Annotated in this window: 29 protein-coding genes; 18 read left to right on the forward strand and 11 right to left on the reverse strand. The window is 75.6% G+C overall.

Annotated features, from left to right (window positions below; genetic code table 11):
* Nucleotides 1–302 precede the first annotated feature (302 nt).
* Nucleotides 303–644 (forward strand): hypothetical protein, encoded by a 342-nt coding sequence (locus ACI8AG_RS05485; RefSeq protein ID WP_456596223.1) that lies wholly within the window; start codon nt 303–305, stop codon nt 642–644.
* 26 nt (nt 645–670) lie between these two features.
* Here ACI8AG_RS05485 and ACI8AG_RS05490 read toward each other — a convergent pair whose 3' ends face one another.
* Both ACI8AG_RS05490 and ACI8AG_RS05495 read right to left on the reverse strand, forming a co-directional pair.
* Nucleotides 671–1,075 (reverse strand): hypothetical protein, encoded by a 405-nt coding sequence (locus tag ACI8AG_RS05490; protein WP_456596224.1) that lies wholly within the window; start codon nt 1,073–1,075, stop codon nt 671–673.
* 894 nt (nt 1,076–1,969) lie between these two features.
* On the reverse strand, nt 1,970–3,448 hold the full coding sequence (locus tag ACI8AG_RS05495; protein ID WP_456596225.1) for a PhoX family protein: 1,479 nt from the start codon (nt 3,446–3,448) through the stop codon (nt 1,970–1,972).
* 285 nt (nt 3,449–3,733) lie between these two features.
* On the opposite strand from ACI8AG_RS05495, the gene ACI8AG_RS05500 reads away from it, so the two are divergent.
* Both ACI8AG_RS05500 and ACI8AG_RS05505 read left to right on the forward strand, forming a co-directional pair.
* Complete coding sequence (locus ACI8AG_RS05500; RefSeq protein ID WP_456596226.1) at nt 3,734–4,381, forward strand: flavodoxin domain-containing protein; 648 nt, start codon at nt 3,734–3,736, stop codon at nt 4,379–4,381.
* A 35-nt stretch (nt 4,382–4,416) separates the two neighbouring features.
* Nucleotides 4,417–4,728, forward strand: coding sequence for a twin-arginine translocase TatA/TatE family subunit (locus ACI8AG_RS05505; RefSeq protein ID WP_456589187.1), 312 nt, complete (start codon nt 4,417–4,419; stop codon nt 4,726–4,728).
* Between the two features lie 30 nt (nt 4,729–4,758).
* Here the strand turns inward: ACI8AG_RS05505 and mshD are convergent, their stop codons facing one another.
* On the reverse strand, nt 4,759–5,652 hold the full coding sequence (gene mshD / locus ACI8AG_RS05510) for a mycothiol synthase (protein WP_456596227.1): 894 nt from the start codon (nt 5,650–5,652) through the stop codon (nt 4,759–4,761).
* Nucleotides 5,653–5,659: 7 nt separating this feature from the next.
* Complete coding sequence (locus tag ACI8AG_RS05515) at nt 5,660–6,415, reverse strand: winged helix-turn-helix transcriptional regulator (RefSeq protein WP_456589185.1); 756 nt, start codon at nt 6,413–6,415, stop codon at nt 5,660–5,662.
* A gap of 250 nt (nt 6,416–6,665) precedes the next feature.
* Here ACI8AG_RS05515 and ACI8AG_RS05520 point away from each other — a divergent pair, with 250 nt between their 5' ends.
* The 5 genes from ACI8AG_RS05520 to ACI8AG_RS05540 all read left to right on the forward strand — a co-directional run bounded on the left by ACI8AG_RS05520 (nt 6,666) and on the right by ACI8AG_RS05540 (nt 9,921).
* Nucleotides 6,666–7,490: a hypothetical protein gene (locus ACI8AG_RS05520; protein WP_456596228.1), complete on the forward strand. Its 825-nt coding sequence runs from the start codon at nt 6,666–6,668 to the stop codon at nt 7,488–7,490.
* Nucleotides 7,487–8,176, forward strand: coding sequence for an LmeA family phospholipid-binding protein (locus ACI8AG_RS05525; RefSeq protein ID WP_456596229.1), 690 nt, complete (start codon nt 7,487–7,489; stop codon nt 8,174–8,176). Before ACI8AG_RS05520 ends, ACI8AG_RS05525 begins: the two co-directional genes overlap by 4 nt.
* Nucleotides 8,177–8,230: 54 nt before the next feature.
* Entirely contained in the window at nt 8,231–8,557 is a 327-nt protein-coding gene (locus tag ACI8AG_RS05530) for a thioredoxin family protein (protein ID WP_456596230.1), read from the forward strand.
* A 236-nt stretch (nt 8,558–8,793) separates the two neighbouring features.
* Nucleotides 8,794–9,621, forward strand: coding sequence for a sulfurtransferase (locus ACI8AG_RS05535; RefSeq protein WP_456596231.1), 828 nt, complete (start codon nt 8,794–8,796; stop codon nt 9,619–9,621).
* A gap of 6 nt (nt 9,622–9,627) precedes the next feature.
* The gene (locus ACI8AG_RS05540; RefSeq protein ID WP_456589180.1) at nt 9,628–9,921 is read left to right on the forward strand and encodes a DUF1416 domain-containing protein; all 294 of its coding nucleotides are present in this window, start codon (nt 9,628–9,630) and stop codon (nt 9,919–9,921) included.
* A 79-nt stretch (nt 9,922–10,000) separates the two neighbouring features.
* On the opposite strand, the gene ACI8AG_RS05545 is transcribed toward ACI8AG_RS05540, so the two are convergent.
* A complete protein-coding gene (locus tag ACI8AG_RS05545; protein WP_456596232.1) occupies nt 10,001–11,758 on the reverse strand; it encodes a SpoIIE family protein phosphatase in 1,758 nt (585 codons plus the stop codon).
* 126 nt (nt 11,759–11,884) lie between these two features.
* Nucleotides 11,885–12,562 carry a WHG domain-containing protein gene (locus ACI8AG_RS05550; RefSeq protein ID WP_456589178.1) on the reverse strand — a complete coding sequence of 226 codons (678 nt, stop codon included), beginning with the start codon at nt 12,560–12,562 and terminating at the stop codon, nt 11,885–11,887.
* A 129-nt stretch (nt 12,563–12,691) separates the two neighbouring features.
* On the opposite strand from ACI8AG_RS05550, the gene ACI8AG_RS05555 reads away from it, so the two are divergent.
* The 3 genes from ACI8AG_RS05555 to ACI8AG_RS05565 all read left to right on the forward strand — a co-directional run bounded on the left by ACI8AG_RS05555 (nt 12,692) and on the right by ACI8AG_RS05565 (nt 15,997).
* Nucleotides 12,692–13,621 carry an NAD-dependent epimerase/dehydratase family protein gene (locus ACI8AG_RS05555; protein ID WP_456596233.1) on the forward strand — a complete coding sequence of 310 codons (930 nt, stop codon included), beginning with the start codon at nt 12,692–12,694 and terminating at the stop codon, nt 13,619–13,621.
* A gap of 136 nt (nt 13,622–13,757) precedes the next feature.
* Nucleotides 13,758–14,291, forward strand: a complete 534-nt coding sequence (locus tag ACI8AG_RS05560; RefSeq protein WP_456596234.1) for an FABP family protein — start codon at nt 13,758–13,760, stop codon at nt 14,289–14,291.
* The gene (locus ACI8AG_RS05565) at nt 14,288–15,997 is read left to right on the forward strand and encodes a DUF885 domain-containing protein (protein ID WP_456596235.1); all 1,710 of its coding nucleotides are present in this window, start codon (nt 14,288–14,290) and stop codon (nt 15,995–15,997) included. Before ACI8AG_RS05560 ends, ACI8AG_RS05565 begins: the two co-directional genes overlap by 4 nt.
* Here the strand turns inward: ACI8AG_RS05565 and ACI8AG_RS05570 are convergent.
* The 3 genes from ACI8AG_RS05570 to ACI8AG_RS05580 form a co-directional block, all read right to left on the reverse strand.
* The gene (locus ACI8AG_RS05570) at nt 15,994–16,752 is read right to left on the reverse strand and encodes a hypothetical protein (RefSeq protein ID WP_456596236.1); all 759 of its coding nucleotides are present in this window, start codon (nt 16,750–16,752) and stop codon (nt 15,994–15,996) included. The two genes, ACI8AG_RS05565 and ACI8AG_RS05570, sit on opposite strands and share 4 nt — an antisense overlap.
* Before the next feature lie 350 nt (nt 16,753–17,102).
* On the reverse strand, nt 17,103–18,719 hold the full coding sequence (gene nhaA / locus ACI8AG_RS05575; RefSeq protein ID WP_456596237.1) for a Na+/H+ antiporter NhaA: 1,617 nt from the start codon (nt 18,717–18,719) through the stop codon (nt 17,103–17,105).
* A 91-nt stretch (nt 18,720–18,810) separates the two neighbouring features.
* The gene (locus tag ACI8AG_RS05580; RefSeq protein WP_456596238.1) at nt 18,811–19,659 is read right to left on the reverse strand and encodes an aminotransferase class IV; all 849 of its coding nucleotides are present in this window, start codon (nt 19,657–19,659) and stop codon (nt 18,811–18,813) included.
* 38 nt (nt 19,660–19,697) lie between these two features.
* On the opposite strand from ACI8AG_RS05580, the gene ACI8AG_RS05585 reads away from it, so the two are divergent.
* From ACI8AG_RS05585 to ACI8AG_RS05615, 7 genes are all read left to right on the forward strand, one after another.
* The gene (locus ACI8AG_RS05585) at nt 19,698–20,156 is read left to right on the forward strand and encodes a Fur family transcriptional regulator (protein WP_456589171.1); all 459 of its coding nucleotides are present in this window, start codon (nt 19,698–19,700) and stop codon (nt 20,154–20,156) included.
* Nucleotides 20,153–21,262 (forward strand): CAF17-like 4Fe-4S cluster assembly/insertion protein YgfZ, encoded by a 1,110-nt coding sequence (ygfZ, locus tag ACI8AG_RS05590; RefSeq protein ID WP_456596239.1) that lies wholly within the window; start codon nt 20,153–20,155, stop codon nt 21,260–21,262. Before ACI8AG_RS05585 ends, ygfZ begins: the two co-directional genes overlap by 4 nt.
* Before the next feature lie 127 nt (nt 21,263–21,389).
* Nucleotides 21,390–21,950 (forward strand): RsiG family protein, encoded by a 561-nt coding sequence (locus ACI8AG_RS05595; RefSeq protein WP_456589169.1) that lies wholly within the window; start codon nt 21,390–21,392, stop codon nt 21,948–21,950.
* A 130-nt stretch (nt 21,951–22,080) separates the two neighbouring features.
* Nucleotides 22,081–23,025 carry an asparaginase gene (locus ACI8AG_RS05600; protein ID WP_456596240.1) on the forward strand — a complete coding sequence of 315 codons (945 nt, stop codon included), beginning with the start codon at nt 22,081–22,083 and terminating at the stop codon, nt 23,023–23,025.
* A gap of 89 nt (nt 23,026–23,114) precedes the next feature.
* Nucleotides 23,115–23,579 carry a helix-turn-helix domain-containing protein gene (locus ACI8AG_RS05605; RefSeq protein ID WP_456589167.1) on the forward strand — a complete coding sequence of 155 codons (465 nt, stop codon included), beginning with the start codon at nt 23,115–23,117 and terminating at the stop codon, nt 23,577–23,579.
* Between the two features lie 30 nt (nt 23,580–23,609).
* On the forward strand, nt 23,610–24,383 hold the full coding sequence (locus ACI8AG_RS05610; protein WP_456589166.1) for a hypothetical protein: 774 nt from the start codon (nt 23,610–23,612) through the stop codon (nt 24,381–24,383).
* Between the two features lie 139 nt (nt 24,384–24,522).
* Complete coding sequence (locus tag ACI8AG_RS05615) at nt 24,523–24,810, forward strand: DUF2516 family protein (RefSeq protein WP_456589165.1); 288 nt, start codon at nt 24,523–24,525, stop codon at nt 24,808–24,810.
* A gap of 25 nt (nt 24,811–24,835) precedes the next feature.
* On the opposite strand, the gene ACI8AG_RS05620 is transcribed toward ACI8AG_RS05615, so the two are convergent.
* Nucleotides 24,836–25,039, reverse strand: a complete 204-nt coding sequence (locus ACI8AG_RS05620; RefSeq protein WP_456589164.1) for a PspC domain-containing protein — start codon at nt 25,037–25,039, stop codon at nt 24,836–24,838.
* A gap of 74 nt (nt 25,040–25,113) precedes the next feature.
* Nucleotides 25,114–25,953, reverse strand: coding sequence for a spermidine synthase (locus ACI8AG_RS05625; RefSeq protein ID WP_456596241.1), 840 nt, complete (start codon nt 25,951–25,953; stop codon nt 25,114–25,116).
* Between the last annotated feature and the right edge of the window lie 149 nt (nt 25,954–26,102).

Below are 26,102 nucleotides of genomic sequence, written 5' to 3' on the forward strand. Positions count from 1 at the left end.
GTGAACGCAGGGTGAACGACCGCAGAGGACTGAGATGATCATGGGTGGCCGGCGTCACGTCTGCCAGGGAGGATGCTCCCTCAGGAGCTGCCGGCCGGGCAAGACCGGGTGCGGCTCGGGGCGCGTCCTCCCCGGTCGGAGTCACCGGGCGGCGCGGAGGCCGCCGACCGGGGGTCCGTCGGCGCCCGGAGATGCCGCGCAGACTCCAGCCCGCTGACACGTCCGCGCCACCCCGGGGTCACGTCCACCGCCGACGGTGGGCACGTGAGGAGCCATTCCGGCCGCGTCGAGATCCGCGGGTCGTGACCACGATGGTCGCCGTCCTGCTGCTGCTGGCGGCCGCGGTGCTGGCGGTCGCCGCGGGCGCGTCGATGGTCCACCAGGCGGGGGAGCCGCCGGTCGAGTCCGGCGACCCCGAACGCGAGTGCGGTCGCGCGGTGCGTGTCCTCGTCCTGGCGGCATCGGCCGTCGCCGCGGGGACCGCAGGGGCCGCCCTGGTGAGCACGGGCGAGGTGTCCGCCGGCGGCCTCGGACCGTTCGCCTTCCCCGCGGCCCTGGTGCTGACCCCGCTCGTCGCAGGGGTCTGCCGCGGCCGGCGGGGCGGTCGCGGTCGCGGTCGCCGGGGCGCCGGCGTCGGGCTGTAGCGCGGCGGTGTCCCGGCGGCGTCGCCTCAGGCGGCCGGCGGGATGTGCCGGCGCGGGACGGGGATCCCGGGCCGGCCGAGGGTGGAGGTCGACCGGGCGTGGCCGGGTGTGCTGCCGTCCGGCGATGGCAGGGGCCGGCCGGCACCACCGATCGCGTGCGCCGCGAGGGCCCTCCGGTCGTGCGTGGTCGCCTCCAGCGCGGGCAGCAGGTGCACTTCGGCCACGAGGTCCCGCGTGGCGAGGGTCCGTCGGATGCTGCTCCCCAGCGAGCCACCGACGCAGACGGGCCGGCCGGTGGGCCGGGCGGTGGCGGTGCGGTACCGGATCGACACGGGGCACACCGCCGCGCCGGCGTCCACGGCGGCCTGGAAGAAGACCGGGCGGAAGCCCAGGACCGGTCCACCGCAGTTCGGTGCTCCCTCCGGACGCACCGTGACGGATTCGCCGCGACGGAGTCTGCACCGACCTCCGCAGCCGCTGCCGCGACCGACTGCGGTCGCTCGGGCTCCACGACCACCACGCCGAGGCGCCGTGCCAGCCGGCCCACGAGCGCCCGGTCCCGCTCGCCGGCCTCGACCACCGGTGTCGCCCGCACGGCCACGAGCAGAGCGAGCCCGTCGAGCCAGGAGGCGTGGTTGCTCACGACGAGGTGGCCGGTCCGCGGGCGCGGCCAGGGCCGCGGCGGGTTCACGACCTCGACGCGGACCCCCAGCGCGGTGAGGATGCCGGCGGCGCTGCAGACGGCGGCCCGCCGCCGGCCGTTCCCGCCGGCGCCTGCCCGCAGCGGGACGCGGATCGCCGCGGCCAGCAGCGCCCCGACCAGGCGACACGACCGGCGCCGGCGGGTCGCCGCGTCGGCGCGAGGGCCGTCAGCCCACCCGCAGTGATCCGCCGGCGTCTGCAGCGGGCTCCGCTCCAGCGGCGACGTCACCGAGCGCTCCGGCCGAGCGGGCGCCTCGACGTCGACGGGCTCGTGCGGGGGCACCCGCAAGGCCAGGAGGGGAGGTGCCGGGCGCGGACTCCCCGGACGCCGGCGTCCACGGGGATCGACGCGCATCCGCGCCGGCGGGTCCGGGAGCGGCCGGGAGCGTCGGGCCGGCCGACGTGGTCTGGGGCAAGGGGCACGACGACACGGTCGCGGGTCCGGGTGGATGCGCGGTGTCCGCGAGGCAGAGCCGGCGCGACGGCGGATCGAAGAGTCACGGGCGGGGCGATGGGCGACCCGGGACACGCGACTGCGCCCCGGCATCCAGGGAGATGCCGGGGCGCAGCCGGTGGACCGAGGCGTCAGCGTGCGTGCCGGAGCCCCGCGCAGGTACCGGGCGTCAGATCGCGCCCTTCTCCCAGGGGCCGCGGATGGCGAAGCTGACACCCGGGGTCTGGATGTTGACGAAGAGGACGTCGCCGTCCGGGCTGAAGCAGGCCCCGGCGAACTCGTTGTTCATGTCGTCCTCCGTGCCCTCGATGCTGTTGCGCGCGAAGTCGAAGATCTCGCCCCGCTCGTTGAGGGCGCGGACGTACTGCTCACCGCCGCCGTCCTCGCACAGGACCAGCCCGCCGCGGGGGCTGACGGTCAGGTTGTCCGGCGCGTCGAGCACCTCCAGGGACGGCGACTCGAAGAGCAGGATCAGCTGGCCGCCGGAGCGACCGCGCGGCCGGAACTCCCACACCTGGCCGGCGCCGACGTCACCGCCGCTGGTGGCGTTGAAGAAGATGCTGCCCCCGTCGTACCAGCAGCCCTCGAGACGGGCGAAGGCGGCGCCACCCTTGGCGAAGCCCTGGTTGAAGACCGACTCCGTGGTGATGTCGGCCGGGTCCGGGTCGTCGATGGTGACCCACTCGACCTGCATCGGCTGGCCCACGCGGTCGCTGTGGCCCTCGTACGTCTTCAGCTGGGGCTGACCCTTGACGGCGAGCATCTGGAGGGTGCCGCCCTCGGCCAGGTAGCCCGGCTTGTTGGGGAGGAAGCGGTAGAACCCGGAGGTGTTGCCGCTGTCCTCGGTCTCGTAGACGGTCCCGTTGGCCGGGTCGACGGCCACCGCCTCGTGCGCGAACCGGCCCATCTCCGGGAAGGGGCCGCGGCTCCGCTTCCGGTCGGGGGCGTTGGCCGGGACCTCGAAGATGTAGCCGTGGTTCTTCGTGAACCCGTTCTGGGTCCCGTTGACCGTCTCCTCGCAGCTCAGCCAGGAGCCCCAGGGCGTCGGGCCGCCGGCGCAGTTGACCGACGTGCCGTTGAGGCTGATGAAGCTGTCGACCAGCGTCAGCGAACGCGTGTCGAACGTCAGGGTCGTGGTCCCACCGGCGGCCATCGGGTCGTACGCCGACGCCGGGTCACCGATCAGGTCGCGGTCGTAGTCGCGGCCGGTGTAGTCCCCCGGCTCCTGCCCCGCGTCGATCGGCGAGTAGCCCTGCTCGTGGTTGCGGACCAGCTTGATGATGCCCCGGTAGCTCTGGGGCTCGGTGAACGTCGCCATGCCGTCGTGACGGCCGGGGGTGGGGTACCCGTCGGAGCCGACCGCGGCCGGCAGGCCGAGGGCGGCGGCGTACTCGGCGGCGTGGCCGAACGAGGCGTACTCGAAGCCGGCCGGCAGGTTCAGCAGGGTCCGCCCGGTGGTCCGGTCCTTCGTGGGCTGCAGCGGGCCGTAGCCGCCGTTGTCGGGGGCCTTCAGCTGCTGGCCGCGAGCGCCGGGTGCGGCGAGCGCGCCGTGCGCCCCCAGGAGCTGGGTGCCGCTGGCCAGCATCGTGCCGGCGGTGACCGCTGCGCCGCGCTGCAGGAACTTGCGTCGATCGAACGAGATGGTCATGAACCGTGTCTCCTCGGAGTGGGTCCTCGGGGCCGGTGCAACCCCAGGCCTGTCGGACGCTAGGCACGCCAGGAGGCGCTCGGACGGCCCGCGGGCGAACCCTCGGACAACGGTCGGGGCGTCGAGTTCACCCGGCGGCGAGCCGGCCGACCGCGCGTTCTCCCGCGGCGCCGGCCTCCGCGCGCGCGGGACTCGGGAGCCCTCTGCACCGGCTCTCCCGGGGTCGGCGGCTGTTCCCCCGGAGTTCACGCCGCCGCCGTCCCGTGCCGCATAGCGTCCACGGTCATGACCCACCTGCTGGCGACGAGCCCCGGCGCGACCCCCACGCCCGTCCGGGCCTGTCCTCCCGGAACCGGGGATCTCCTCACCTCGCTGACCGCCCGGACCGGCGGCAGCGGTGGTCCCCGCGTGCTGGTGGCCTTCGCCAGCCGGCACGGGTCGACCAGGGAGATCGCCGCCGAGCTGGCCCGGGGGTTGTCCGCATCGCCTGCGGGACGCAGCGGTCGGTTGTCCGCGACCCTGGCTCCGGTGGAGCTGCTGCCCGACCCGGCCGACTTCGACGCCGTCGTGCTCGGCAGCGCCGTCTACTCGGGCCGCTGGCTGGAGCCGGCCCGGCGCTACGTCGAGGCCGTCGCCCCGGAGCTGCTCCGCCGCCCGACGTGGCTGTTCTCCAGCGGACTGGGCGCCAGCCACCCGAGGTGCTCCGACGGTGGCGACGGGGACGCGCGCTCCTTCGGTGACCGCATCGGGGCCCGCGGTCACCGCCTGTTCAGCGGCCGGCTGGAGCGGCGGCTGCTCTCGGCCGCCGAACGGAGCGTCTGGCCGACCGGCGGCGCGGGGGGCGATCTCCGGAACTGGGGAGCCGTCCGGAGCTGGGCGGAGGAGATCGCCACCGAGGCCGCCGTCCGGCACGCGGTCCCCGCCCTGGGCTGAGTCCTGTCCGCTGATCGACCCTGAGGGGAGCGCCGGTGTTCAGCTCCATCGGGTGGGGCGAGATCGTCGTCCTCGGCCTGGCCGCGCTGTTCATCTTCGGCCCGGAGCGGCTGCCGGACCTGGCGAAGGACGCCGCCGGCGGCCTGAAGCGGGTGCGGGGTGCGGTGACCGGTGTGCGCGGACAGCTGCACGACACCCTCGGCGGGGACTTCGAACACCTCCGCGACGTCGACCTCCGCCGCTACCACCCGAAGACCTTCCTCCGGGACCACCTCCTCGGGGAGGACGACGACCAGTCGGCGTACCGCGGTGACCCGGCCCGTCGGGGTTCCGCCACGTCGTCCTGAGCGCTCCCGCCCCGTAGCCGCCGAACGGCCTCAGGAGCGCTGCGGCTCCCGGTGCCACGCGACGTCGACGGCGAACCGGCGGAACCCCCGCCCCTCGTACAAGCGCACCGCCGCCGCGTTGTCCTCCTCGACGTACAGCAGCACCTCCTCGAGGCCCTGCCGGCGCAGGTGTGCCAGACCCAGATCGGTGAGTGCCCGACCGAGCCTCAGCCCCTGGGCCGCCGGGTCGACGCCGAGCACGTAGATCTCCCCGACCGGCTCGGGACCGGCGTCCCCGGCCGGGTGCACCTTGGTCCAGTGGAAGCCGAGCAGCTCGCCGGCTCCCGGATCCCCCCGCCAGGCCATCAGGAAGCCCTCCGGGTCGAACCACGGCTCGGCCTCGCGCAGCTCGAGGTCCGCGCGCGTCATCCGGCCCTGCTCCGGGTGCCAGGCGAAGGCGCGGGCGTTCACCCCCAGCCACGCCTCCTCGTCCCGGCCGGGGACGAACGGCACCACCCGGACGTCGGCGGGCAGCTCGGGTCGCGGCTCGGGGTCGATGCCGGCCAGGCCCCGCCGCATCTGCAGCAGGACCCGTGCCCGCCGGAACCCGTGCGGAGCGAGCAGCTCGGCGGATCCGGGCAGGTCGCCGTGCGCCCAGACGTCCAGCGGCCGGTCGCCGGCGACGTCCAGGAGGCGGCGCAGCAGCGCGGTGCCGTGGCCACGCCGTCTCCGCTCGGGGTGCACCACCAGCTCGGCGGTGTCGCCGTCGAGGCGGGCGTAGCCGGCCAGGGCGCCGTCCTCGTCGTGGACTGTGAGGTCGTGCCCACCGGGGGACCCGTGGCGGAGCCGCAGCTCGCCCTCCTCGGAGACGGGGCGGACCCCGTCGGCGGCGCCGGCGGCGCGGAGCAGGGCGAGGACGCCGGCGACGTCGGGATCGTCGATCACCGGGCCATCAGACCAGTTCGGCGCCGGCCCTGTCCTCGGCGGTCGCGGCGCGGCCCTCCGCGGCGGCCCGGGCGGTGGCGTCGGCCACCTGCTGGTCCAGCTTGTAGCCGACGTTGCGCACGGTGCCGATCAGCGCCTCGTGCTCGGTGCCGAGCTTGGCCCGCAGCCGGCGCACGTGGACGTCGACGGTGCGGGTGCCGCCGAAGTAGTCGTAACCCCAGATCTCCTGGAGCAGCTGCGCGCGGGAGAAGACCCGCCCCGGGTGCTGCGCCAGGTACTTCAGCAGCTCGAACTCCTTGTAGGTGAGGTCGAGCGGGCGGCCACGCAGCTTCGCCGAGTAGCTGTGCTCGTCGATCACCAGCTCACCGGCCTGGGTGACCCCGCCGTCGGCGCCGTCGGCCGGGGTGGTCGCGGCCAGCCGCCGGGCGGTCGCCCACTTCAGCCGGGCGTCGACCTCCGCCGGGCCGGCGGTGTCCAGGAGGACGTCGTCGACGCCCCAGTCCGCGGACAGGGCGACCAACCCGCCCTCGGAGAGCACCGCGACCAGCGCCGAGGCCACCCCGGTGGAGGACAGCAGCCCGCACAGGGTGCGCGCCTGGATGAGGTCGTACCGGGCGTCGACCAGGACCACGTCGCCGGAGTCGCCGTCGAGGAGGCTGGAGAGCTCGGGCGCCACGACGCGGACCTGGTGGCCGAGCAGCCCCAGGGCGGGCAGCACCTCGGTCGTGGCCTGACGTGCGGCGGTCATGAGCACGAGTCGCATGTCGTCTCCTCCGGGGTCCGGGGCCGGCGGGCGCCGACCGGACCTGCGACAACGCTGTCGAGGTGAGCCAGCAGGATAGCGGAGGTGCCTGCCGGACAGCCCCAGCTGCCGCGGAGGCGGCCGGTCGAGGTGCCGCCCGCAGGCCCACCGCCACCGCACGGGTGGTCCCGGGGCCCGGACACGCCGAGAGCGGAGCGAGCGCTCCGCTCGTCGGGCGGATCGGGCGTCGGGCTTCTGAGACGATCGGCGCGTGAGCCCCACCGCGGTCCCGTCGACGACACCGGCCCGACCGCACCACCTGTCGGCCGCGGGGCTCGCCGTCGTCGCGGCGGGCCTGCTCGCCGGCCTCCCGGCGGCGGTCGGCGAGGTGGGCGCGCTCGCCGCCGTGCTCGTGCTGCAGCTGGCGCTGGTCCTCTCCTGGGTGCTCGCCACCGGGATGCAGGGCTTCGCGGCCTCGCTCGCCGTCGGCACGGCCGCCGCCGTGGCGGCGGACCTCGCGCTGGCGCTGCCCGAGGACCCGGGTCCGGGCGGTCTGCTGGCCGTGCTCGGCATCGGCTTCCTCGCCGCCGTCCTGCAGCAGATGCTGCGCTCGCCACGGCACGACCTGGTCGACTCGCTGGCCGGGTCGGCCGTGCTGGTCACCGCCGTCGGCGCACTCGCGGTGCTCCTCCCGCTGGGCCGGGCCGACGACGGCCGCCTGGCCACGATCGCCCTGGTGGCCGGGGTCGCGCTCCTGGTCGGCCACCTGGTCGACCAGGTGCTGCCGCGGCCGCAGCTCGCCCCCGGCGTCCCCCGTGGGCTGCTCGGCATCGTCCTCGCGGTGCTCGCGGGCGCGGGCACGGCCTGGGCCGTCCGCGACCTGGCCGAGCTCGGTGCGCTGCGCGCACCGGCCGTCGGTGCCGTCGTCGCCGGGGTGGTGGCGCTGGTGGCCGTGGCCGGCAGCTACCTCGCCGTCGAGACGACCAGCGAGGGCCAGGCGGAGGCGCTCTCCCCGTGGGCGCCGACCGTGGTGCAGGTCGTGCTGCCCTTCGCCGCCTGCGCCCCGGTGGCCCTGGCCCTGCTGACCGTCCTGTGAAGGTCGTCGCCGTCCTCCTCGTCCTGCTCGTCGGCCTCGGCGTCCTGCTCGACCGGGTCGCGGTGGGCTTCGCCGAGGACCGGGTCGCCGAGCAGCTGGCGAGCCAGGACGAGCTGGCCGGCCGCCCGGAGGTCGACGTCCGCGGGTTCCCGTTCCTCACCCAGGCCGTCGGCGGGCGCTACGAGGAGGTCCACGTCTCGCTGACCGCGGAGGACCTGGGCCAGCCCGAGGGCACCCGAGCCGACGTCACCCTCCGCGGTGTGCACCTGCCCCTGTCCGAGCTGCGGTCGGGGACGGTGCAGGAGGTGCCCGTCGAGCGCATCGACGGGACGGCGACGCTCTCCTACGAGCTGCTCGCCCGGGAGCTCGGCGGGGACACCACGCTGGAGCGCGAGGGTGAGGGGCTCCGGATCACCCGGACGGTCGAGCTGCTCGGCCGCACGCTGCCGCTCACCGCAGCCGGCACCGTCTCGGTCGACGGGGACGAGCTCGTCGTCGACGTCGACCGCGTCGCCGGTGCCGGCGTCGAGGTGCCCCGTTCCCTCGTCGGCCGGGTCACCGAGCTGCTCGACCTCCGGTACCCCGTGGAGCTGCCCTACGGGCTCCGGCTCACGGACGTGACCCCCGCGGAGGACGGCGTCGAGGTGCGCGCGGTGGCCGAGGACACGGTCCTCCGGCCGGAATAGCGCCCTGGTGGCCCCGGTTCGTCCCAGCCGGTGCCCGGAGCGGAGGTGGATGCGGTGGACACGACTGCGGTGTTCGGACGGCTCGGCGTGCGACCGGCCGAGGCGGACCTGACCGTGGTGCAGTTCTCCACCGCGTTCTGCGGGCCGTGCCGGGCGACCAGGGCGCGGCTGGCCCGGCTGGCGGCGACCCGACCCGGCCTCGTCACGGTGCACGTCGACGCGGAGAGCCACCTGGACGAGGTGCGTGAGCTCGGCGTCCGGCGGACGCCCACGCTCTTCTACCTCGACCGGGCCGGAGCGCTCGTGGGGCGCAGCACCGGCGCACCCCGGCCGGAGGAACTCCTCGCAATGGTGGACGCCCACGTGGGTGGGGCGCGGTGATCGGCTACCCTCGCGCCGTGGGCATCCTGCTGACCTCGCGCCGCACAGTCGACCTGTGCCGCGTCGGCAGCTGCCTGTGTCCCGCCCTCTGAGGGCGGCACCGCGCCGTCCAGACGCGCTCTCCGCGCCGTCGGGATGCCCCTCTCTCCCGTGAGTTCCGCGGTCCGAGCGATCAGCGTCGTCCCTGCAGCACCAGACCGACCGACCGCACACCGATCATCCGGAGGACCACCACCATGAGCCGCAACGACGTGCTCGTCACCGTCGACTGGGTCCAGGAGCACCTGGGCCAGCCCGGCATCGTCCTCGTCGAGGTCGACGAGGACACCAGCGCCTACGACGGCGGCCACATCGAGGGCGCCGTCAAGCTGGACTGGAAGAAGGACCTGCAGGACCCGCTGCGCCGCGACTTCCTGGACAAGAGCGCCTTCGAGGAGCTCATGTCGGCCCGGGGGATCAGCAACGACGACACCGTCGTGCTCTACGGCGGCAACAACAACTGGTTCGCCGCCTACGCCTACTGGTACTTCAAGATCTACGGCCACTCCGACGTGAAGCTGATGGACGGCGGCCGGAAGAAGTGGGAGCTGGACGGGCGCCCGCTGTCCAAGGACGCTCCGCAGCGCCCGGCCACGCAGTACCGGGCGAGCGAGCCGGACCTCTCGATCCGCGCGTTCCGCGACGAGGTCGTGGCCTCCATCGGCAGCAAGAACATCGTCGACGTCCGCTCGCCCGACGAGTTCTCCGGCAAGATCCTCGCGCCCGCGCACCTGCCGCAGGAGCAGTCGCAGAAGGCCGGCCACGTGCCCACGGCGATCAACATCCCGTGGAGCAAGGCCGCCAACGAGGACGGCACCTTCAAGTCCGACGAGGAGCTGGCCAAGCTCTACGCCGAGCAGGGCTTCGACGACAGCCGGGAGACGATCGCCTACTGCCGCATCGGCGAGCGCTCGAGCCACACCTGGTTCGTCCTGCGGGAGCTGCTCGGCAAGAAGAACGTCAAGAACTACGACGGCAGCTGGGTGGAGTACGGCTCCCTCGTCGGCGTCCCGATCGAGAAGTGAGCTGACATGTGCGGAGCGCCGAAGCAGGGCGGTTCCCTCGACGGGATCGACCTGAGCACGCAGACGGTCATCCAGGGTTCGGTGTGGCACGACGGCGCCCCGGTGGCCGGGGCATACGTCCGGCTGCTGGACTCGACCGACGAGTTCACCGCCGAGGTGGTCACCAGCCCCGAGGGTGAGTTCCGGTTCTTCGCCGCCCCCGGGCCGTGGAAGCTGCGCGCCCTGGCCGCGGTCGGCAAGGGAGAGCGCGAGCTCGCCGCCGAGGTGGGGCTGAACGAGACCACGGTCCCGATCGCCTGACGCGGTGGTGTCCGACGGCCCGTCTCCCTCCGGGGGACGGGCCGTCGGTGTTCCCGGGGCGCCGCACCCGGGCCCGCCCTCAGGCGAGACCCGGCGGCACCCGGCGCGGACCGGCCTCGGCCGGCCGGGGCCGGTCCTCGGGGAAGGCGCGGACGGCCACGATGGCGACGTCGTCGGCCCCGGCGTCGGGCACCAGCCGGGTGAGGACGGTGTCCAGCAGCTCTTCCAAGTGGGTGCGGCCGAGGTCGCGCAGCGCCTCGCGCAGCCGCTCCAGGCCCTCGTCCAGGTCGATGTCGCGGCGCTCGACGAGCCCGTCGGTGACCAGCAGCAGGGTGCACCCGTCGAGCAGGTCGGCGGTCTGGTCGCCGCGGGGCGCACCGGGGTCGATCCCGAGCATCAGCTCCGGGGTGCTGGTGAGCAGCGTGGTGGTGCCGTCGGGGGCCAGCAGGATCGGCGGCAGATGCCCGGCGTTGCTCCAGCGCAGCAGCCGCCGGCCGGCGACGGGCTCCTCGGGATGCCGCTCGATGCGCGCCAGCACGGCGGTGGCCAGCGAGGAGACCGCCAGCCCCCGCGCCGCGTGCTCGACCCGGGTGAGGGTCGCCGCCGGGCCGTCCTCCTCGGCGTAGGCCAGCGCCCGCAGCAGGCCGCGGAGCTGGCCCATGGCCGCGGCCGCGTTGCTGTCGTGGCCGACGACGTCGCCGATCACCAGCATGGTGGCCCCGTCGGGCTGGAGGAACGCGTCGTACCAGTCGCCGCCCACCTGCGCCTCGTGCGCCGCGGGGCGGTAGCGCACGGCGATCTGCAGGTGGTCGGGCTCCGGCGGCGGGGTGAGCAGGGACTGCTGCAGCCGGTCGGACAGGGCGCGGTCCGCGGCGGCCCGGGCGGCCAGGGCCTCCAGCTCCGCGGCCTGGCGCTGGGCGGCCAGCCGGTCGGTGAGGTCGCGGAAGGAGACCACCACGCCGGTGAGCTCGTCGTCCTCCACGGTGGGCACGACGACCATCTCGACCGGGATCGGGGTGCCGTCGCTGCGCCAGAACGTCTCCTGGTCGGCGACGACGGTGCGGCCGGTGCGCAGGGCCCGCCAGACCGGGCACTCCTCGCGCGGGTAGGGCGAGCCGTCCGGGCGCGTGCCGTGGATGAGGGCGTGCTGGTCCTTGCCGAACTGCTCGCCGGGCGGGTAGCCGGTGAGCCGGGCCGCGGCGGGGTTGAGGAACTCGACCCGGCCGTCGACGTCGAGGCCGTAGATGCCGTCGGCGACGTTGGCCAGCACCCGCTCGGTGATCGCGAGCGCCCGGGTGAGCTTGGCCTCGGTCTCCTGCAGCACCTCGAGGTCCCGGGCGCGCGCGGTGGCGACCTGGCGCAGCGTGGTCGCCTCGGCACCGGCCGCGCGCGCCTCGGCGGTGAGGCGTTCGTTCTCCAGCCGCTCGGTGACGTCCAGGCCGGTGACCAGCAGGTACTCCTCCTGCGTGCCCTCGCTCACCAGTTGCAGGGTCAGGTCGGCGACCCGCCGCGTCCCGTCGGCCAGGAAGAAGCCGGTGGCCGCACGCACCGGCTCGCCACCGGTGGCCACCTGCTGGCACCAGGCGGTGACCCGGGCGCGGGCCTCGGGGTCGCCGGCCCACCAGCCGACGTCCCACAGCAGCCGGCCCAGCTGGTCGCGGCGGTCGAAGCCGCAGTCCTCCAGCGCCAGCCGGTTGGCGGTGAGCAGCGTGCCCCCCGTGTCGCAGACCGCGGCGAGCAGCAGCGAGGAGTCCTGCAGCACCGAGAACCACGACGGCGTCCCGGGCAGCGACTCCTCGCCCGTGATCTGCGCCGCGCTGCGGCCGGCCTGGGCCATCCCGATGTCCGCTCCTCCCACTGTCTCCCGCGTGCGCGGGGCCGGTCCAGCCTGCCGTACGACCCCCCGGCCCACCAGCAACCCGGGCTGTCGGGTCGGCCTCACCCGGCCCGCGCCGGTGGCCGGTCAGAGGCCGAGCGAGCCGGCGAGCTCGGCCATGGCGCGGTCGAACCAGCGGTCGCGGTCGACCACCGAGCCCACCAGGTGGCCGAACAGCTCGAAGCTGATGGCACCGAACATCGAGCTCCAGGCCAGCAGGGCACGCACGCGCACCGTCTCGTCGAGGGCCGGGTGCTCGCCACCCAGGATCGCGACCGCGCCGTCGCTGATCAGGCCCGGATCGCGCTCGCCGGCGGCCTCGGGGAGCGCCCCGGAGCGGGCGGCATCGCCCAGGATGCGCCCGAGGACCACGCCTGCGCGGGCGGCGGCGGGCACGGTCTCGGCCGGCGCCTCGTACCCCGGGACGGGCGACCCGTACAGCAGCGCGTACTCGTGCGGGTGCTCCAGAGCCCACCCGCGCACCGCCCGGCAGACGGCCAGCCAGCGCCGGCGTGGCGGGTCGGAGGGGACGTCGGCGGCCTCGGCGGCGGCGCCCAGGTCGTCGTAGCCGTCGATGATCAACCGGGTCAGCAGCTCGTCGCGGCTGGGGACGTAGCGGTACACGGCGGAGGACGCCATGCCGAGCTCGCGGGCCACCGCCCGCAGGGAGAGCCCGGCCGCACCGACCGCGGCGAGCTGCCGCCGGGCCGCGTCGGCGATCTCGGCGGTGATCTCGGCGCGGACGCGCTCCCGGGCGGTGGGCACCGGTCCAGCGTGCCGCTTCGGAGCAGTGCGCGCAAGCGAGAGCAGTGCTCTTGACACGCAACGGTCGCCAGCGCGAGCATTGCCCCACAACGAGAGCGCCGCTCACATCACGACCACCGGGGAGCACCCATGGCACTGCACGTCGTCGTCGGCAAGGGGCCGGTCGGCCTGACCACCGCCCGCGAACTGCGGGAGCGCGGGCACGACGTGCGCGTCCTCTCCCGGAGCGGCGGGGTCTCCGCGGACGGGCTCGAGCACCGGCAGGTGGACGCCGCCGATGCCGGGGCCCTCGCGGACGCCGCCCGCGGCGCGGCCGCGCTCTACAACGCGGTGAACCCCGCCTACCACCGGTGGGCCACCGACTGGCCGCCGGTCGCGGACGCGCTGCTCCTGGCCGCCGAGCGCACCGGCGCCGTCCTGGTCACCATGTCCAACCTCTACCCCTACGGGCGCCCCCACGGGCCCATGACGCCGCGGACGCCGCTGGCCGCCACCGACACCAAGGGGCTCGTCCGGGCGCGCATGTGGCAGCAGGCGCTGGCCGCCCACCAGGCCGGCCGGGTGCGGATCACCGAGGCCCGCGCCGCGGACTTCGTCGGACCGCAGGTGTCGGCTGCGCAGTCCCACCTGATGCGCCAGCTCCCCGCCCTCCGGCGCGGTCGCACCGCCTGGGTGATCGGGGACCCCGACGCTCCCCGCAGCTGGGCCTACCTCCCCGACGTCGCCACCACCCTGGCCACCCTGGGCACCGACGAGCGCGCCCTCGGCCGGGCCTGGCACGTGCCGAGCGCCCCACCGCGCTCCCAGCGCGCCGCCCTCACCGACCTGGCGGCGGCCATATCCGCCCCGGCGCCGACCGTCCGTGGCGTGCCCTGGCCGGTGCTGCGCGCGGTGGGGCTGCTGTCGCCGCTCATGCGGGAGGTCGTCGCCGTGCGGCACCAGTTCGACCAGGAGTACGTGATCGACGCGGCGGACACGACGGCGACGTTCGGCATCGCGCCGACCCCGTGGGCCGAGGTGGTCGCCGCGACCGCGGAGCACGCACCGGTGGCCGCCTGAGGACCGGTCGCCCCGCCGTCACTACGGTGGTTCCCATGGTCTCTGCCTGGCTCCTGGTCACCCTGACGGCGTCCGGCGCCGTGGCGCTGGGCTACGGCGCCCTCCAGCTCGCGCGCGGCCCGAAGGCGGGCCGGCGATGAGCGGCCCGACCCAGCTGCCGGTGCCCGACACCGCCGACGTCCGCAGCGGGCCGGAGGTCTCCGAGCAGCTCCTCGCGGTGCTGCCCCTGCTGGGGGAGTGGCACGGGGAGGGCCAGGCGGCCGGCACCGGCGGCGACCACCGGTTCGGCCAGTGGATCCGGTTCGCCCACGACGGACGGGGCTTCCTGGCGTACGAGTCGCGCACCTGGCGGCTCACCGACGACGGGAGGATCGTGGGGCCGGACGTCCGGGAGTCCGGCTTCTGGCGCCCCCGCGGGAACGACGACGTCGAGCTGCTGGTGGCCAGCCCCGACGGGCTCGTGGAGATCTACGTCGGCACCGCCCGCACCACCACCAGCTGGGAGCTCACCAGCGACGTGCTGGCGCGCACGCCCGACGCAGTCGAGGTCACCCGGTCGGTGCGGCTCTACGGCATCGTCGAGGGGGCGCTGATGTACGCCATCGACCGCGCCGTGGGGGAGCAGCCGCCCCGCCCGGTCATGTCGGCCCGCCTCGAGCGCATCCGATGACGGCCGGCAGGAGCCGCGCCACGACTCCTCGCCAGGTCGCCGACGCCTACGTCGCGCGGGCCGCCGAGCTCGATCCGATCCTGGCCACGGCGCTCGGCGTGCGCCCCGGTGACGACCGGCTCCCGGACCTGTCGCCGGCGGGCATCGAGGCCGAGGCGGCGCTGGCGCGCGAGACGCTCACCGAGCTGGACCGGGTGCTGGCTGCCGACCCCGCGCTCGGCGACGACCCGGTCGAGCGCCGGTGCGCCCGGCTGCTGCGCGAGCGGCTCACCGCCGAGCTGGACGCGCACGGCGTGGGGGAGCCCTACCGCTCGCTGAACAACCTCTTCAGCCCGGTGCACTCGGTGCGCCAGGTGTTCAGCATGATGCCGGCGGCGTCGGAGGAGGACTGGTCCGTCCTCGCTCGGCGCCTGGCCCGCGTCCCGGACGCCTACCGCGCCTACCGGGAGACGCTGGAGGAGGCCGCCCGGCGGAACCTGCTCGTGGCCCCGCGCCAGGTGCGCACCGTCGTCGAGCAGCTGGACCAGTGGCTGGCCGGTCCCTACTTCGCGACGTTCGTGGCCGCCGGCCCGGAGGCGCTGCAACCGCAGCTGCGGTCGACCGCCGAGGCCGCCGACGCCGCGGTGGCCGCGATCCGCGACCACCTGCGCGACGAGTACGGCCCGCGCACCGAGGACGTGCCCGACGCCGTGGGCCGCGAGCGCTACACCCGGGCGGTGCGCCGCTGGACCGGGTCGGACCTCGGCTCGGGTGGCGGGCTGGAGGAGGTCTACGCCTGGGGCTGGGCCGAGCACCGGCGGATCCTGGCCGAGCAGCGGATCGAGGCGGAGAAGGTGCGCCCGGGCGCCACCCCGCTGGAGGCGATGCGCTGGTTGTCCACCAACGGCCCGGCCGTCGAGGGCGTGGCGGAGATCCGCGAGCGGCTGCAGCAGATGATGGACGACGCGATCGCCGAGCTGGACGGGGCGCACTTCGACCTCGCCGAGCCGGTGAAGCGGGTGGAGGCGATGATCGCGCCGCCCGGCAGTGCGGCGGCGCCGTACTACACCCGGCCGGCGCAGGACTTCTCCCGTCCGGGCCGCACCTGGCTGCCCACCCTGGGCCGCACCCGGTTCCCGCTGTGGGACCTCGTCTCGATCTGGTACCACGAGGGCGTTCCCGGCCACCACCTCCAGCTGGCCCAGTGGGTCCACGTCTCCTCCCAGCTGTCGACGTACCAGACCTCGGTCGGCTCGGTGAGCGCGAACGTGGAGGGCTGGGCGCTCTACGCCGAGCGGCTGATGGACGAGCTCGGCTACTTCGGTGACCCCGCGGAGCGGCTGGGGTTCCTGGACGCCCAGCAGCTGCGGGCGGTGCGGGTGGTCATCGACATCGGCATGCACCTGCAGCTGCCGGTCCCCGACGACGCCGACGGCGCGCTGGCCGAGCACCGCGGTCAGCCCTGGACGCCGGAGCTGGCGCGCGCCTTCCTGGGCGAGCACTCCGGCGCCGACGTCGCCTTCCTCGACAGCGAGCTGGTGCGCTACCTCGGGATCCCGGGGCAGGCGATCAGCTACAAGCTCGGGGAGCGGGCGTGGCTGGCCGGCCGGGCCGCGGCCCAGCGGGCCCACGGGGCGGCCTTCGACCTGAAGGCCTGGCACATGGCGGCGCTGTCGCAGGGGTCGCTGGGCCTGGACGACCTCGAGGCGGAGCTCGCGGTGCTCTAGCGTCGCGGCGGGGTCGGGTTCACCGGGTCGTCGGCGTGGCCGACCCGGTCGTCCACCCCGGAGGCCAGGACCTCCAGCCCCGGCGTGGCCATCAGCTCGGCGACGCAGGCGGGGCTGCCGCCGACGTAGGTGCTCATCAGGTCGATGTCGGTGGCCACGGCCCAGACGCGGTCGGCCGGCCACCACAGGTTGGCGCTCTGCTCGGCGGGCTCGGGCGCCAGGTTGCGCGCTGCGTCGGCCACCCGGCCCCGCACCAGCACGGCGTCGCGGCCCCGGGGCAGCGGCAGGGTGGGCTGACCGCGCAGTGCGGCGGCGTCGGCGCCGAAGCCGGCCCACCGGCCGAACAGGCAGTCCCCGGGCGCGGTGGTGTGCCGGGCGAGCACGGCAGCCATGCGCGCGGCGACCGCGGTGGGCAGGTGACCCTCCGCGGGGGCGCCGTCCCAGTCGGGGGGCTGGCTGTCCTCGTGCAGGTACTCCCAGCCGCCGGTCACCGCCGGCCATTGCGCGAGCGGGTGGACGACGGTGCCGTTGAGCGCGGCGACCGCGGTCCAGGGGACCTCCACGTCGTCGTCGCCCTCGTAGCGGTAGGCGGGGTGCAGCACGCGGGCGTAGGCGGGGAACACCGGCGGCACGAGCGAGGCCACCGTGCCCCAGTGGGCCCGGCCGACCGCCTCGGCGAGCCAGGCGCCGGCGGACACGTCGGTCTCGACGGGGAGTCCGCCGAGCTGCACGTACGCCTCCTGGAAAACGGACAACCCCCGGGCTGCTCCGCGGCGCTCCACAGGGGAGCCGCACGCGGGCCGACTGGACAACTGTCGGCGGCCCGGGGGTCGGGTGACTGTCCGGTTCTCGCTCGCCGCCATCGACGGACGGGCGATCATGCCGTCGTTCGGATTCCCATCCGAACGGGCGGCCCATCTGGACGGCGGCTAGCGGACAGCCACCTCACGAGTCCTGTAGCTCAGCAAAGTTACGGACCACCTCCTCTCTCGTGTGCCACGACGGTACGGCCGCGGGCACGGGAGCGGCAACCGATTTGCTCCGCTGTGAGCGAACGCCCTGGTGGCCGGTCCGGGACCGGCGTGTCGCGGTGAGCCGGGAGGGGTCAGCCTCCGCTGCCTGGACCGATCGTGCGCCCCGGCGGGCGGGTGCCCGACCAGTCGGGGTCGTGCTCGGCCTGGTCGTCGACCGTCTCGTAGTCCGGCCGCGGACCGTCGTCGTCCCCGAGGTCCTCGGCGGCGTCGGTGGCGGTGCGCCCGGGAGGCGGGGTGGCGCCCTCCCACTCCGGCTCGTGCTCGGCCTGGTCGTCGACCGTCTCGTAGCCGGGTTGCGCGGCCTCCTCGCCCAGCTCCTCGGTCGCGGGGGTGGCGCCGGGGCCGGGCGGCGTGGCGGCCGCGCGGGCCGGCTGCCCGACGCGGTCGTCGACGGTGTCCCAGGCGTCGGGGACGCCGTCCTGGTCGAGGTCGCTGAGCTCGTGCAGGTACATCGCCTTGTAGCGGCGGTTGCGCAGCCGCAGGATCACGCTGGCCAGCAGCGCCGCGGCGACGGTGCCGGCCAGGATGCCGACCTTGGCGTGCTCGTAGCTCTCGCTCTCGGCGCCGTACGCGAGCTCGGTGATCAGCAGCGAGACGGTGAAGCCCATACCGCCGAGCAGCGCCAACCCCAGGACGTCGGGCCAGCCGAGGTTCTCGTCGAGCTGGGCCCGGGTGAAGCGGGCCACCAGCCAGGTGGCGCCGGTGATGCCGATCGCCTTGCCGGCGACCAGCCCGGCCACGATGCCGATGGCGATGCTGTCGCCGAGCGACTCGCCCAGGCCCGACAGCCCGCCGACCGCCACGCCGGCGGAGAAGAACGCGAAGACCGGGACGGCCACGCCGGCCGACAGCGGGCGGATGCGGTGCTCGAAGTGCTCCGCGAGGCCCGGCCCGGCGTCGGGCCCGCCGGCGGCCTCGCTGCGGACGACCGGGACCGTGAAGGCGAGCAGGACGCCCGCGACCGTGGCGTGGACGCCCGACTCGTGGACGAGCACCCAGGTGACGGCGGCCAGCGGCAGCAGGAGCCACCAGGAGCGGATCCGCTTCTGCACCAGGAAGCCGAACAGCGCCAGCGGGATCAGCGCCAGCAGCAGCGGGGTGACCGCCAGGGCGGAGGTGTAGAAGATCGCGATGATCGTGATGGCCAGCAGGTCGTCGACGACCGCCAGCGTCAGCAGGAACGTGCGCAGGGCGCTGGGCAGGTGGGTGCTGATCACCGCCAGGACGGCGAGGGCGAAGGCGATGTCGGTGGCCGAGGGGATCGCCCAGCCCGCCAGCGCACCCTCGGGGCCGCCCAGGTTGAGCAGCACGAAGAACAGCGCCGGGACGGCCATGCCGCCCACCGCTGCGGCGATGGGCAGGGCCGCGCGGCGCGGTTCCCGGAGGTCACCGGCGACGAACTCCCGCTTGAGCTCCAGCCCGGCCACGAAGAAGAAGATGGCCAGCAGGCCGTCGGCGGCCCACGTCCCGAGGGTGAGGTCCAGGTGCAGGGCCGCCGGCCCCACCCGGGTGTCGCGCAGCGCCTCGTAGCTCTCCGCCCAGGGGGAGTTGGCCCAGACCAGCGCGATCGCCGCCCCCACCAGCAGCAGGGCGCCGCCTACGGTCTCCTTGCGGAGCACCGAGGCGACGCGCTGCGCCTCGGTCCAGGAGCCGCGTCCGAAGAGGCGGTTGGGGGCGGTCGACGTCACGGGGCGGCTCCGGAGGGCAGGATCGGGTCGGGGGCGCGCCCGGCAACGGACGCGCTGCCGACCAGACTTCCCGGCGCACCTGGGTTTCACGCTACCCGGCGAGGAGCTCCCGGATGCGGGGGGACAGCCCGGCGTCGCCGCGGGGCGCGCCGTCGACGGTGTGCACGGTCACCGCGCCGCGCACGCCGGAGAGCAGCCAGACCGCGTCCGCGGAGTGCAGGTCCTCGACCGTGCCGGGGGTCGACGCGGTCGGCCACCCGGCAGCGCGCGCGGCGTCGAACAGCCGCGCCTGGGTGGTGCCGGCGAGGATGCCGCTGTCCACCGGGGGCGTGTGCAGCGTGCCCGCGGCGGCCCAGACGACGGTCGAGGTGGGGCCCTCCAGCAGCCGCCCCTCGAGGCTGGTGAGGACGACGTCGTCGGCCCCCAGGTCGTGCGCGTGCCGCTGGGCCGCCATGTTCACCGCGTAGGAGAGGGTCTTGGCGCCACCGAGGAGCCACGGTGCCCCCGCGCGGAAGTCCGCGGGCACCCCGAGCCCGAGCGTCACCACCGAGATGCCCTCGCGACGCTGCCGCACCGTCTCCGCGGGGACCGGGGCGAGCAGGGCCAGCGCCGTGGGCGGCGCGCCGTCGCCGAGCCCGCGGGTGAGGAGGAGGCGGCACACGCCCTCGACGTCGGCCGGCCAGCCGGCCAGCACGACGGCGACCAGCTCCCGCCAGGCCGTGTCGCCGGGGTGCGGCAGCCCCAGGAGACCGGCGGAGCGGGCGAGCCGGGCCAGGTGCGCGGGCAGGTGCGGCGTGCTCCCCCCGACCACGAGGACGGACTCGAAGACGCCGTCGCCGCGGGCCAGGCCGAGGTCGAAGGCGGTCACGACCGGCTGGTCGGCGGGGACCGGCGCCGCCGCGCCGTCCTGCCAGACCGCCACCCTGCGCTGCTCGCTCACGGGTCCAGCCTGCCGCACCGCGGGCTTAGGCTCACCGCATGGGGACCGACGACGTCGCCGCTCCGCTGGCGGAGCAGCTGCGGGCCCGCGGCCTGCGGCTGACCCCCCAGCGCGCCCGGGTGCTGGCCGCGGTCGCGGCGCTGCCGCACGCGACGCCGGAGGCGATCGGCGCCCGGCTGCGCGAGGAGGCCGGCCCCGGCGGCAGCGCCCCCGACACCTCGACGGTCTACCGGACGCTGGAGCTGCTGGAGCGGCTCGGGCTGGTCTGGCACACCCACCTGGGGCGTGGCGCGCCGGTCTACCACGCCGCGGAGCGGCCCCACCTGCACGTCGTCTGCAACTCCTGCGGCGAGATCTCGTCGGCGGCCCCCGACCTGCTCGACGCGGCGGCGGAACGTCTGGCGGCCGACCTGGGTTTCACCGTGGACGTCGGCCACGTCGCCCTGTCGGGCACGTGCCGCGCCTGCCGAGACCGCGCCGGAACGGAGTCGTCATGACCACGCCCTCACCCCTCCTCTCGCGACCCGGGGCGGTGCCCCTCGAGGCCGGACCCGAGTCCGCCCGCGTCGTCGCGGCGCACTACGGCGACCCGCTGCGCGAGCAGCGGCTGCTCGCCGAGGGCGCCGGCCTGGTCGACCGCAGTGACCGCGACGTCCTGGCGGTGCCCGGGGTGGACCGCCTCTCCTGGCTGCACAGCATCACCAGCCAGCACCTCGAGCGGCTGGCCGACGGCATCGGCAGCGAGGCGCTGGTGCTGAGCCCCCACGGGCACGTCGAGCACCACCTGGTCCTCGCCGAGCTGGGTGGCACGACCTGGGTCGACGTCGAGCCGGGCGCCGGCCCCGCCCTGCAGGCGTTCCTCGAGCGGATGCGGTTCATGCTCCGCGTGGAGCCGGGGCTGGTCACCGACGACTGGGCGGTGCTGTCCCTGGTCGGCCCCGGCGCCGACGAGGTGCTGGCGACGGCGGAGCTGCCCGTGCCCAGCGCGCCGTACGCGGTGGAGCCGGCCGGTGCCGGGTGGGTGCGCCGCATGCCGCCGGTCGGCGACGGGTCGGCCGCCGTCCACGACCTGCTGGTCCCGCGGGCGGACCTCGGGGCCGTGGCCGACCGCCTGGGCGCCCCCCTGGCGGGTGCTGCGGCCCACGAGGCGCTGCGCGTCGAGGCCAGGCGGCCCCGGTTCGGCGTCGACAACGACCACCGGACCATCCCGAACGAGCTTGAGTGGCTGAGCACCGCCGTCCACCTCGACAAGGGCTGCTACCGCGGGCAGGAGACGGTCGCCCGCGTGCACAACCTCGGCCGCCCGCCCCGCCGGCTGGTGCTGCTCCACCTCGACGGGGTCAGCGAGGACCTGCCGGGCCCCGGCGAGCCGGTGCTGGCGGGCACGCGGACGGTCGGCCGGGTGGGCAGCGTCGTCCGGCACCACGAGCTGGGTGTGATCGCCCTGGCGCTGGTCAAGCAGTCGGTGGCCCAGGACACCGCGCTGGCCGTCGGTGGCTCGACGGCCGCGATCGACCCCGACGACGCCACGCCGGCGCTCGACGACACCCAGGTGGCGGCGCGGAACCGGGTCCGGGCCGTCCGGTCTGGGACGATCGGCTGAGCGCGCCGCGGCCGTCCGCCTGACGGGTGGGCAGGTCGGGGGCGCTGACCTACGCTCCGGCCAGCGCCCGCCGCTGACCACCGCCGATGCCCGTGCGCCGGGCGTCCCGCACCTGGAGGCCACCCCCGTGAGTCCGAAGCCGTCCCCCGCCGGGGGTGCCGCCGTCGACGCGCTGCTGGACCCGGCGTTCCTGGAGAGCGCCGTGAGCCGGCCCATGGGCGACGTGCGCCGGCTGCGCCGGGAGGCGGAGCAGCAGGAGGTCAACCTCTCCTACACCCGCCGGCTGCTGCAGGGGCGCCTGGACATCGTGCGGCGCGAGCTGCAGCGGCGGGCCGAGCACGACGGGCGCTCGCTGGTCGACCTGCTGCCCGAGATCCTCGCCGAGAAGGGGCGGGGCCCCGCGCACGGCCTCGGCCGCCACCAGACGGTGCAGCCGGCGGACCCGCAGGAGTACGAGTCCTGGGTGCACGCGCTCACCCCGGGCGCCGACCTCTCGGCGATCACCGAGCTCTCCGACGCGAAGCTCGAGGCGGCCGCGCGGGCGCTCGCCGACGCCGAGAAGGGGCTGTCGGAGCGTCGCCGCGGCGTGCAGCAGGTCATGGACGGCCTGGCCGCGGAGCTCGGCCGCCGGTACCGCGACGGCGAGGCCGACGTCGCGGCCCTGCTCGCCGACGAGGGACGCCACTAGGAGGACCACTAGAAGGACCACGCCTCCCCCCGTGCCTCGCACGCTCCGCATGGGACCCTGAGGCGTGACCGTTCCAGCACCTCAGCACGCTCGCGGCGGTTCTTCCGCCTCACCGTGGCCGGAGAACCCCGTGCTGGTCGAGGTCCGGCGGTCGGGGTTCCTCGAGTCGGTGCACCGGGGAGCGCTGGTGGTGCTGGGCGCCGACGGGGACGTGCGGTTCGCCGCCGGCGACGTCGACCGGCCGGTGCTGCCCCGGTCGGCGAACAAGCCGGTGCAGGCGACCGCGATGCTGGCGTCGGGCTGGACGCCGCGCTCGGCCGAGGAGCTGGCCATCGGTGCCGGTTCCCACAGCGGCGAGGACGGGCACCGGGAGCTGGTCGCCGGCATGCTCGCCGCCGTCGGGCTGGGGCCCGACGACCTGGGCTGCCCGCCGGCCCTGCCGCAGCACGAGGCGACGAAGGCGACCTGGCTCGTCCCCGGGCGCGCCCCCGAACGCCTGGCCATGAACTGCTCGGGCAAGCACGCCGCGATGCTGTCGGCCTGCGTCGCCGCCGGCTGGCCGACGGCGGGCTACCTGGAGCGGGAGCACCCGCTGCAGCAGGCGATCGAGGCGCGGCTGGGCGAGGCGGCCGGTGTGCCGGTCGCGGCCGTCGTCGTCGACGGGTGCGGTGCGCCGCAGCACGCCCTGCCGCTCACCGGGCTGGCGCGCGGGGTCCTCTCGCTGGTGCAGGCGGCCGACGGCTCGCGGGAGCGGGCGGTCGCCGACGCGATGCGTGCCCAGCCCTGGTTCGTGGCCGGCTCGGGCCGCGAGGACACCGACCTGATGCGTGCGGTCCCCGGCCTCCTGGTGAAGGGCGGCGCCGACGGGGTGCACGTGGCGGCGGTGCCGGGTGCGGGAGCGGTGGCGCTGAAGCTGGACGACGGCGGGGACCGCGGGCGGACGCCGGCGCTCGCGGCCGGGCTGCGCCGGCTCGGGGTCCCCGCCGAGGTGCTTGCCCCGTGGGCGCGGACACCCGTCTCCGGCGGGACCGGTGTCGTCGGCGAGGTCCGGGAGTCCGCTGCGCTGGACGCCTGACCGGCCGCCGGCCGGGTGTGGCTGGTATCACCCACGGGTGCTAGCCGCTCCGCTTGCAAGAGCTAGCACCCGGGGTTAGCGTCGAAGGCGTGCAGACCCCTGGTGACTTCGTCCGCGACCAGGTGACCACGGTCCGCGAGAGGGTGGACCGGGTCGCCGGCAGCGTGGCCGACACCGTCGCCGACGCACCGAGCGTCTCGGCGGTCGGCTCGTCGGTAGGTGACTTCATCCGTGAGCAGCGCAGCGCCGCGCGCGTCTCGCTGCGCGAGCTGGCCCGCACCGCCGGGGTCAGCAACCCCTACCTGTCCCAGGTGGAGCGGGGCCTCCGCAAGCCGTCGGCGGAGATCCTCGCGTCGATCGCCCGGGGCCTGAAGATCTCGGCCGAGACGCTCTACGAGCAGGCGGGGATCCTCGACCGGCGTTCCGGGAACCCGGACACCGTGGCGGCGATCCGCAACGACGACGCGCTCTCCGAGCGGCACAAGGCCGTCCTGCTCGAGCTCTACGAGACCTACGTCCGCGAGCACCGGGCCTCGTCCCCGGCCGCCGGCTGACCCCCTTCCCCCACTCCTGAGGAGTTCCGCATGACCCCCACGCAGACCGTGAAGCAGTACGGCGAGTTCGCCGTGACCCAGGGCCGCACGCTCGCCGAGCAGGCCCGCACCCCGCTGCTGGCCTTCGTCGGCGCCGGTGACCTGGCCGTCGAGCGGGCCCGCACCGTCGTCGCGCAGTTCCGCAGCACCGCCGAGGCGCTGCCGGGCGAGGCGCAGGTCCAGGCCGACCTGGCCGTCAAGGAGGCCCGCACCCGGGCCGCCGAGGCCGCCGGCACCGCCCGCACCACCGCCCAGCAGCTGGCCGACGCCGTCCGTCCCGAGGTGCTGGCCAGCACCGTCGCCGGGCTGGTCGAGACCGCCCGCACCCAGGCCGCCGCCACGGTGGAGACCCTGGCCGAGCGCGGCGCGGTCGTCGTCGAGGACCTGCGCCGCCAGCCCGGTGTCCGCCGCGTCGTCCGTCGCGCCGAGCGGGCCGTCGACACCGTCGAGGACGCTCTCGAGGACGCGCTCGAGGACGGCGCGGAGGCCGTGGTCGAGGCCTCCAACGAGGTGACCTCGGTCGCGCAGAAGACCGCGGCGAAGGCCACCAAGGCGGCGGCCAAGGCCGAGGACAAGCTCGAGGACGCCGCCGACGCGACCAAGGACGTCGCCGAGGAGGCCGTCGCGGCGCCCAAGGCCAAGCCCGCCAAGAAGGGCACCTCGGCCGCCCGCAAGTCCCCGGCCAAGGCCACCTCGGCCCGCGTGACCCGGGCCCGCGCCGCCAAGCCGGCGGACCCGACCGCGGTGCCCACCAAGAAGAACTGACGCCACGGCGCCACCGACCAGGGCCCCGGAGCCGCGACCAGCGCTCCGGGGCCCTGTCGCGTCCGGCGAGCCCCTCCCTTCGGGCGAGTCTGCCGGTTCGCTGGTCCGGCGGACGGCGGAGCGCGGGTAGGCTCGGGGCATGGGCGTGTTCGACGGATGGCTGCTGCTCATCCTGTACTGGGCGTCCCTGGGGCTGACCGCCTGGGCGTTCGTGGACGCCCTCATCCGGCCGGCCGCCGGGTACGTCGCCGCCGGCAAGCTGACCAAGCCGGCCTGGGCGGCGATCACCGGCCTGGCCCTGCTGGTCATCTTCTGGCTGAAGACCCCGCTGTCGCTGCTCGGGCTGCCCGCGGTCATCGCGGCGATCGTCTACCTGGTCGACGTGCGTCCCGCCGTCGGCGGGATGCGCCGCGACAACACCTGGTAGCAGGCGGCCGCCCCGTCGACCCGGCTCAGGGCCGGTCGTCGGCCGGGATGATGATCCAGAGCAGCAGGTACGCCACGAACTGCGGGCCCGGGAGCACGCAGGAGAGCACGAAGGCCACGCGCAGGCCGCTGCGCGAGAGCCCGAAACGTCGGGCGATGCCGGCGCAGACGCCGGCGACCATCTTGTGGCGGGTGTCCCGGCGCAGCCGGTACGGCGCAGGTGTCGTCACGCGGCCAGCCTAGGTCCGTGCGACGAGTTCGTCTCGTCCTCGTGGCCTCGGGTTCCGCGCAGACGGTCGGGTGGTCAGCGGCCGAACACGCCGGCGGGTGGCTCGGGCGAGGGCTGCGCATCGGCGTCGAGGACCGGCCGGGCGTTGCCCGTGAACCGGTCCAGCTCGATGCCGTCGACCACGCGCGACGGCATCGGGTCGCGGGCGCACGCGCGGCTGAGCTCCGCGAGCGGCAGCTCGGCGTCGGAGGCGACGGCGACCAGGTTGCCGAAGCGCCGGCCTCGCAGGATGCCCGGCTCGGCGAGCAGGCAGACGTGCCGGAAGGCGGTGCGGAGCGTGGCGACCTGGCCGCGTGCGAAGCGCAGCGGCGGCCCGTCGGCCACGTTGGCGGCGTAGACGCCCCCGGGCCGGAGCGCCCGCGCGACCTGGCCGGCGAACTCGACGGTGGTGAGGTGGGCGGGCGTGCGGGCGCCGGCGAAGACATCGGTGACGACGACGTCGGCGCTGTCCGCATGCAGCGCGGCGAGGGCCTCGCGGGCGTCGGCGGCCCGCACCCGCACCCGGGCGGCGCGCGGCAGCGGCAGGAACTCGCGCACCAGATCGGTGAGGGGCTGGTCGATCTCGGCGACCCGCTGGCGCGACCCGGGGCGCGTGGTGGCCACGTAGCGGGGGAGCGTCAGCGCGCCGCCGCCGAGGTGGACCACGTCGAGCGGGGCGCCGGGCTCGGCGGCCAGGTCCAGCACGTGGCCGATCCGCCGGACGTACTCGAACTCCAGGTGGGTGGGGTCGGCGAGGTCCACGTGGGACTGCGGGGTGCCGTTCACCATCAGCACCCACGAGCCGTCGCGGTCGGCGTCGGCGAGCAGCTCCGCGGTGCCGCCGTCGACGGGGACCGGCCCCGGGGGAGTTCTCACCGGTGCGCCGTCCCCATCCGGCGCTCGGCCGTCCCCGCTGACATCGCAGGCCATGGTCCCATCTGCGGGCGCGTGGGCGCCGGGGACGGCCGGCGGTACAGGGGTCCGGCGAGACTCTGCCTCTGCTCCCACCTGGGAGCAGAGGCAGA

Source organism: Blastococcus sp. SYSU DS0552, assembly GCF_054050815.1.

Coding starts and splice junctions, on each gene's coding strand:
- ACI8AG_RS05560 (WP_456596234.1), top strand. CDS start 13,758: ATGAGCGGCCCGACCCAGCTGCCGGTGCCCGACACCGCCGACGTCCGC.
- ACI8AG_RS05535 (WP_456596231.1), top strand. CDS start 8,794: ATGAGCCGCAACGACGTGCTCGTCACCGTCGACTGGGTCCAGGAGCAC.
- ACI8AG_RS05565 (WP_456596235.1), top strand. CDS start 14,288: ATGACGGCCGGCAGGAGCCGCGCCACGACTCCTCGCCAGGTCGCCGAC.
- ACI8AG_RS05515 (WP_456589185.1), bottom strand. CDS start 6,415: ATGCGACTCGTGCTCATGACCGCCGCACGTCAGGCCACGACCGAGGTG.
- ACI8AG_RS05545 (WP_456596232.1), bottom strand. CDS start 11,758: ATGGCCCAGGCCGGCCGCAGCGCGGCGCAGATCACGGGCGAGGAGTCG.
- ACI8AG_RS05615 (WP_456589165.1), top strand. CDS start 24,523: ATGGGCGTGTTCGACGGATGGCTGCTGCTCATCCTGTACTGGGCGTCC.
- ACI8AG_RS05610 (WP_456589166.1), top strand. CDS start 23,610: ATGACCCCCACGCAGACCGTGAAGCAGTACGGCGAGTTCGCCGTGACC.
- ACI8AG_RS05555 (WP_456596233.1), top strand. CDS start 12,692: ATGGCACTGCACGTCGTCGTCGGCAAGGGGCCGGTCGGCCTGACCACC.
- ygfZ (WP_456596239.1), top strand. CDS start 20,153: ATGACCACGCCCTCACCCCTCCTCTCGCGACCCGGGGCGGTGCCCCTC.
- ACI8AG_RS05495 (WP_456596225.1), bottom strand. CDS start 3,448: ATGACCATCTCGTTCGATCGACGCAAGTTCCTGCAGCGCGGCGCAGCG.
- ACI8AG_RS05500 (WP_456596226.1), top strand. CDS start 3,734: ATGACCCACCTGCTGGCGACGAGCCCCGGCGCGACCCCCACGCCCGTC.
- ACI8AG_RS05585 (WP_456589171.1), top strand. CDS start 19,698: ATGGGGACCGACGACGTCGCCGCTCCGCTGGCGGAGCAGCTGCGGGCC.
- ACI8AG_RS05540 (WP_456589180.1), top strand. CDS start 9,628: ATGTGCGGAGCGCCGAAGCAGGGCGGTTCCCTCGACGGGATCGACCTG.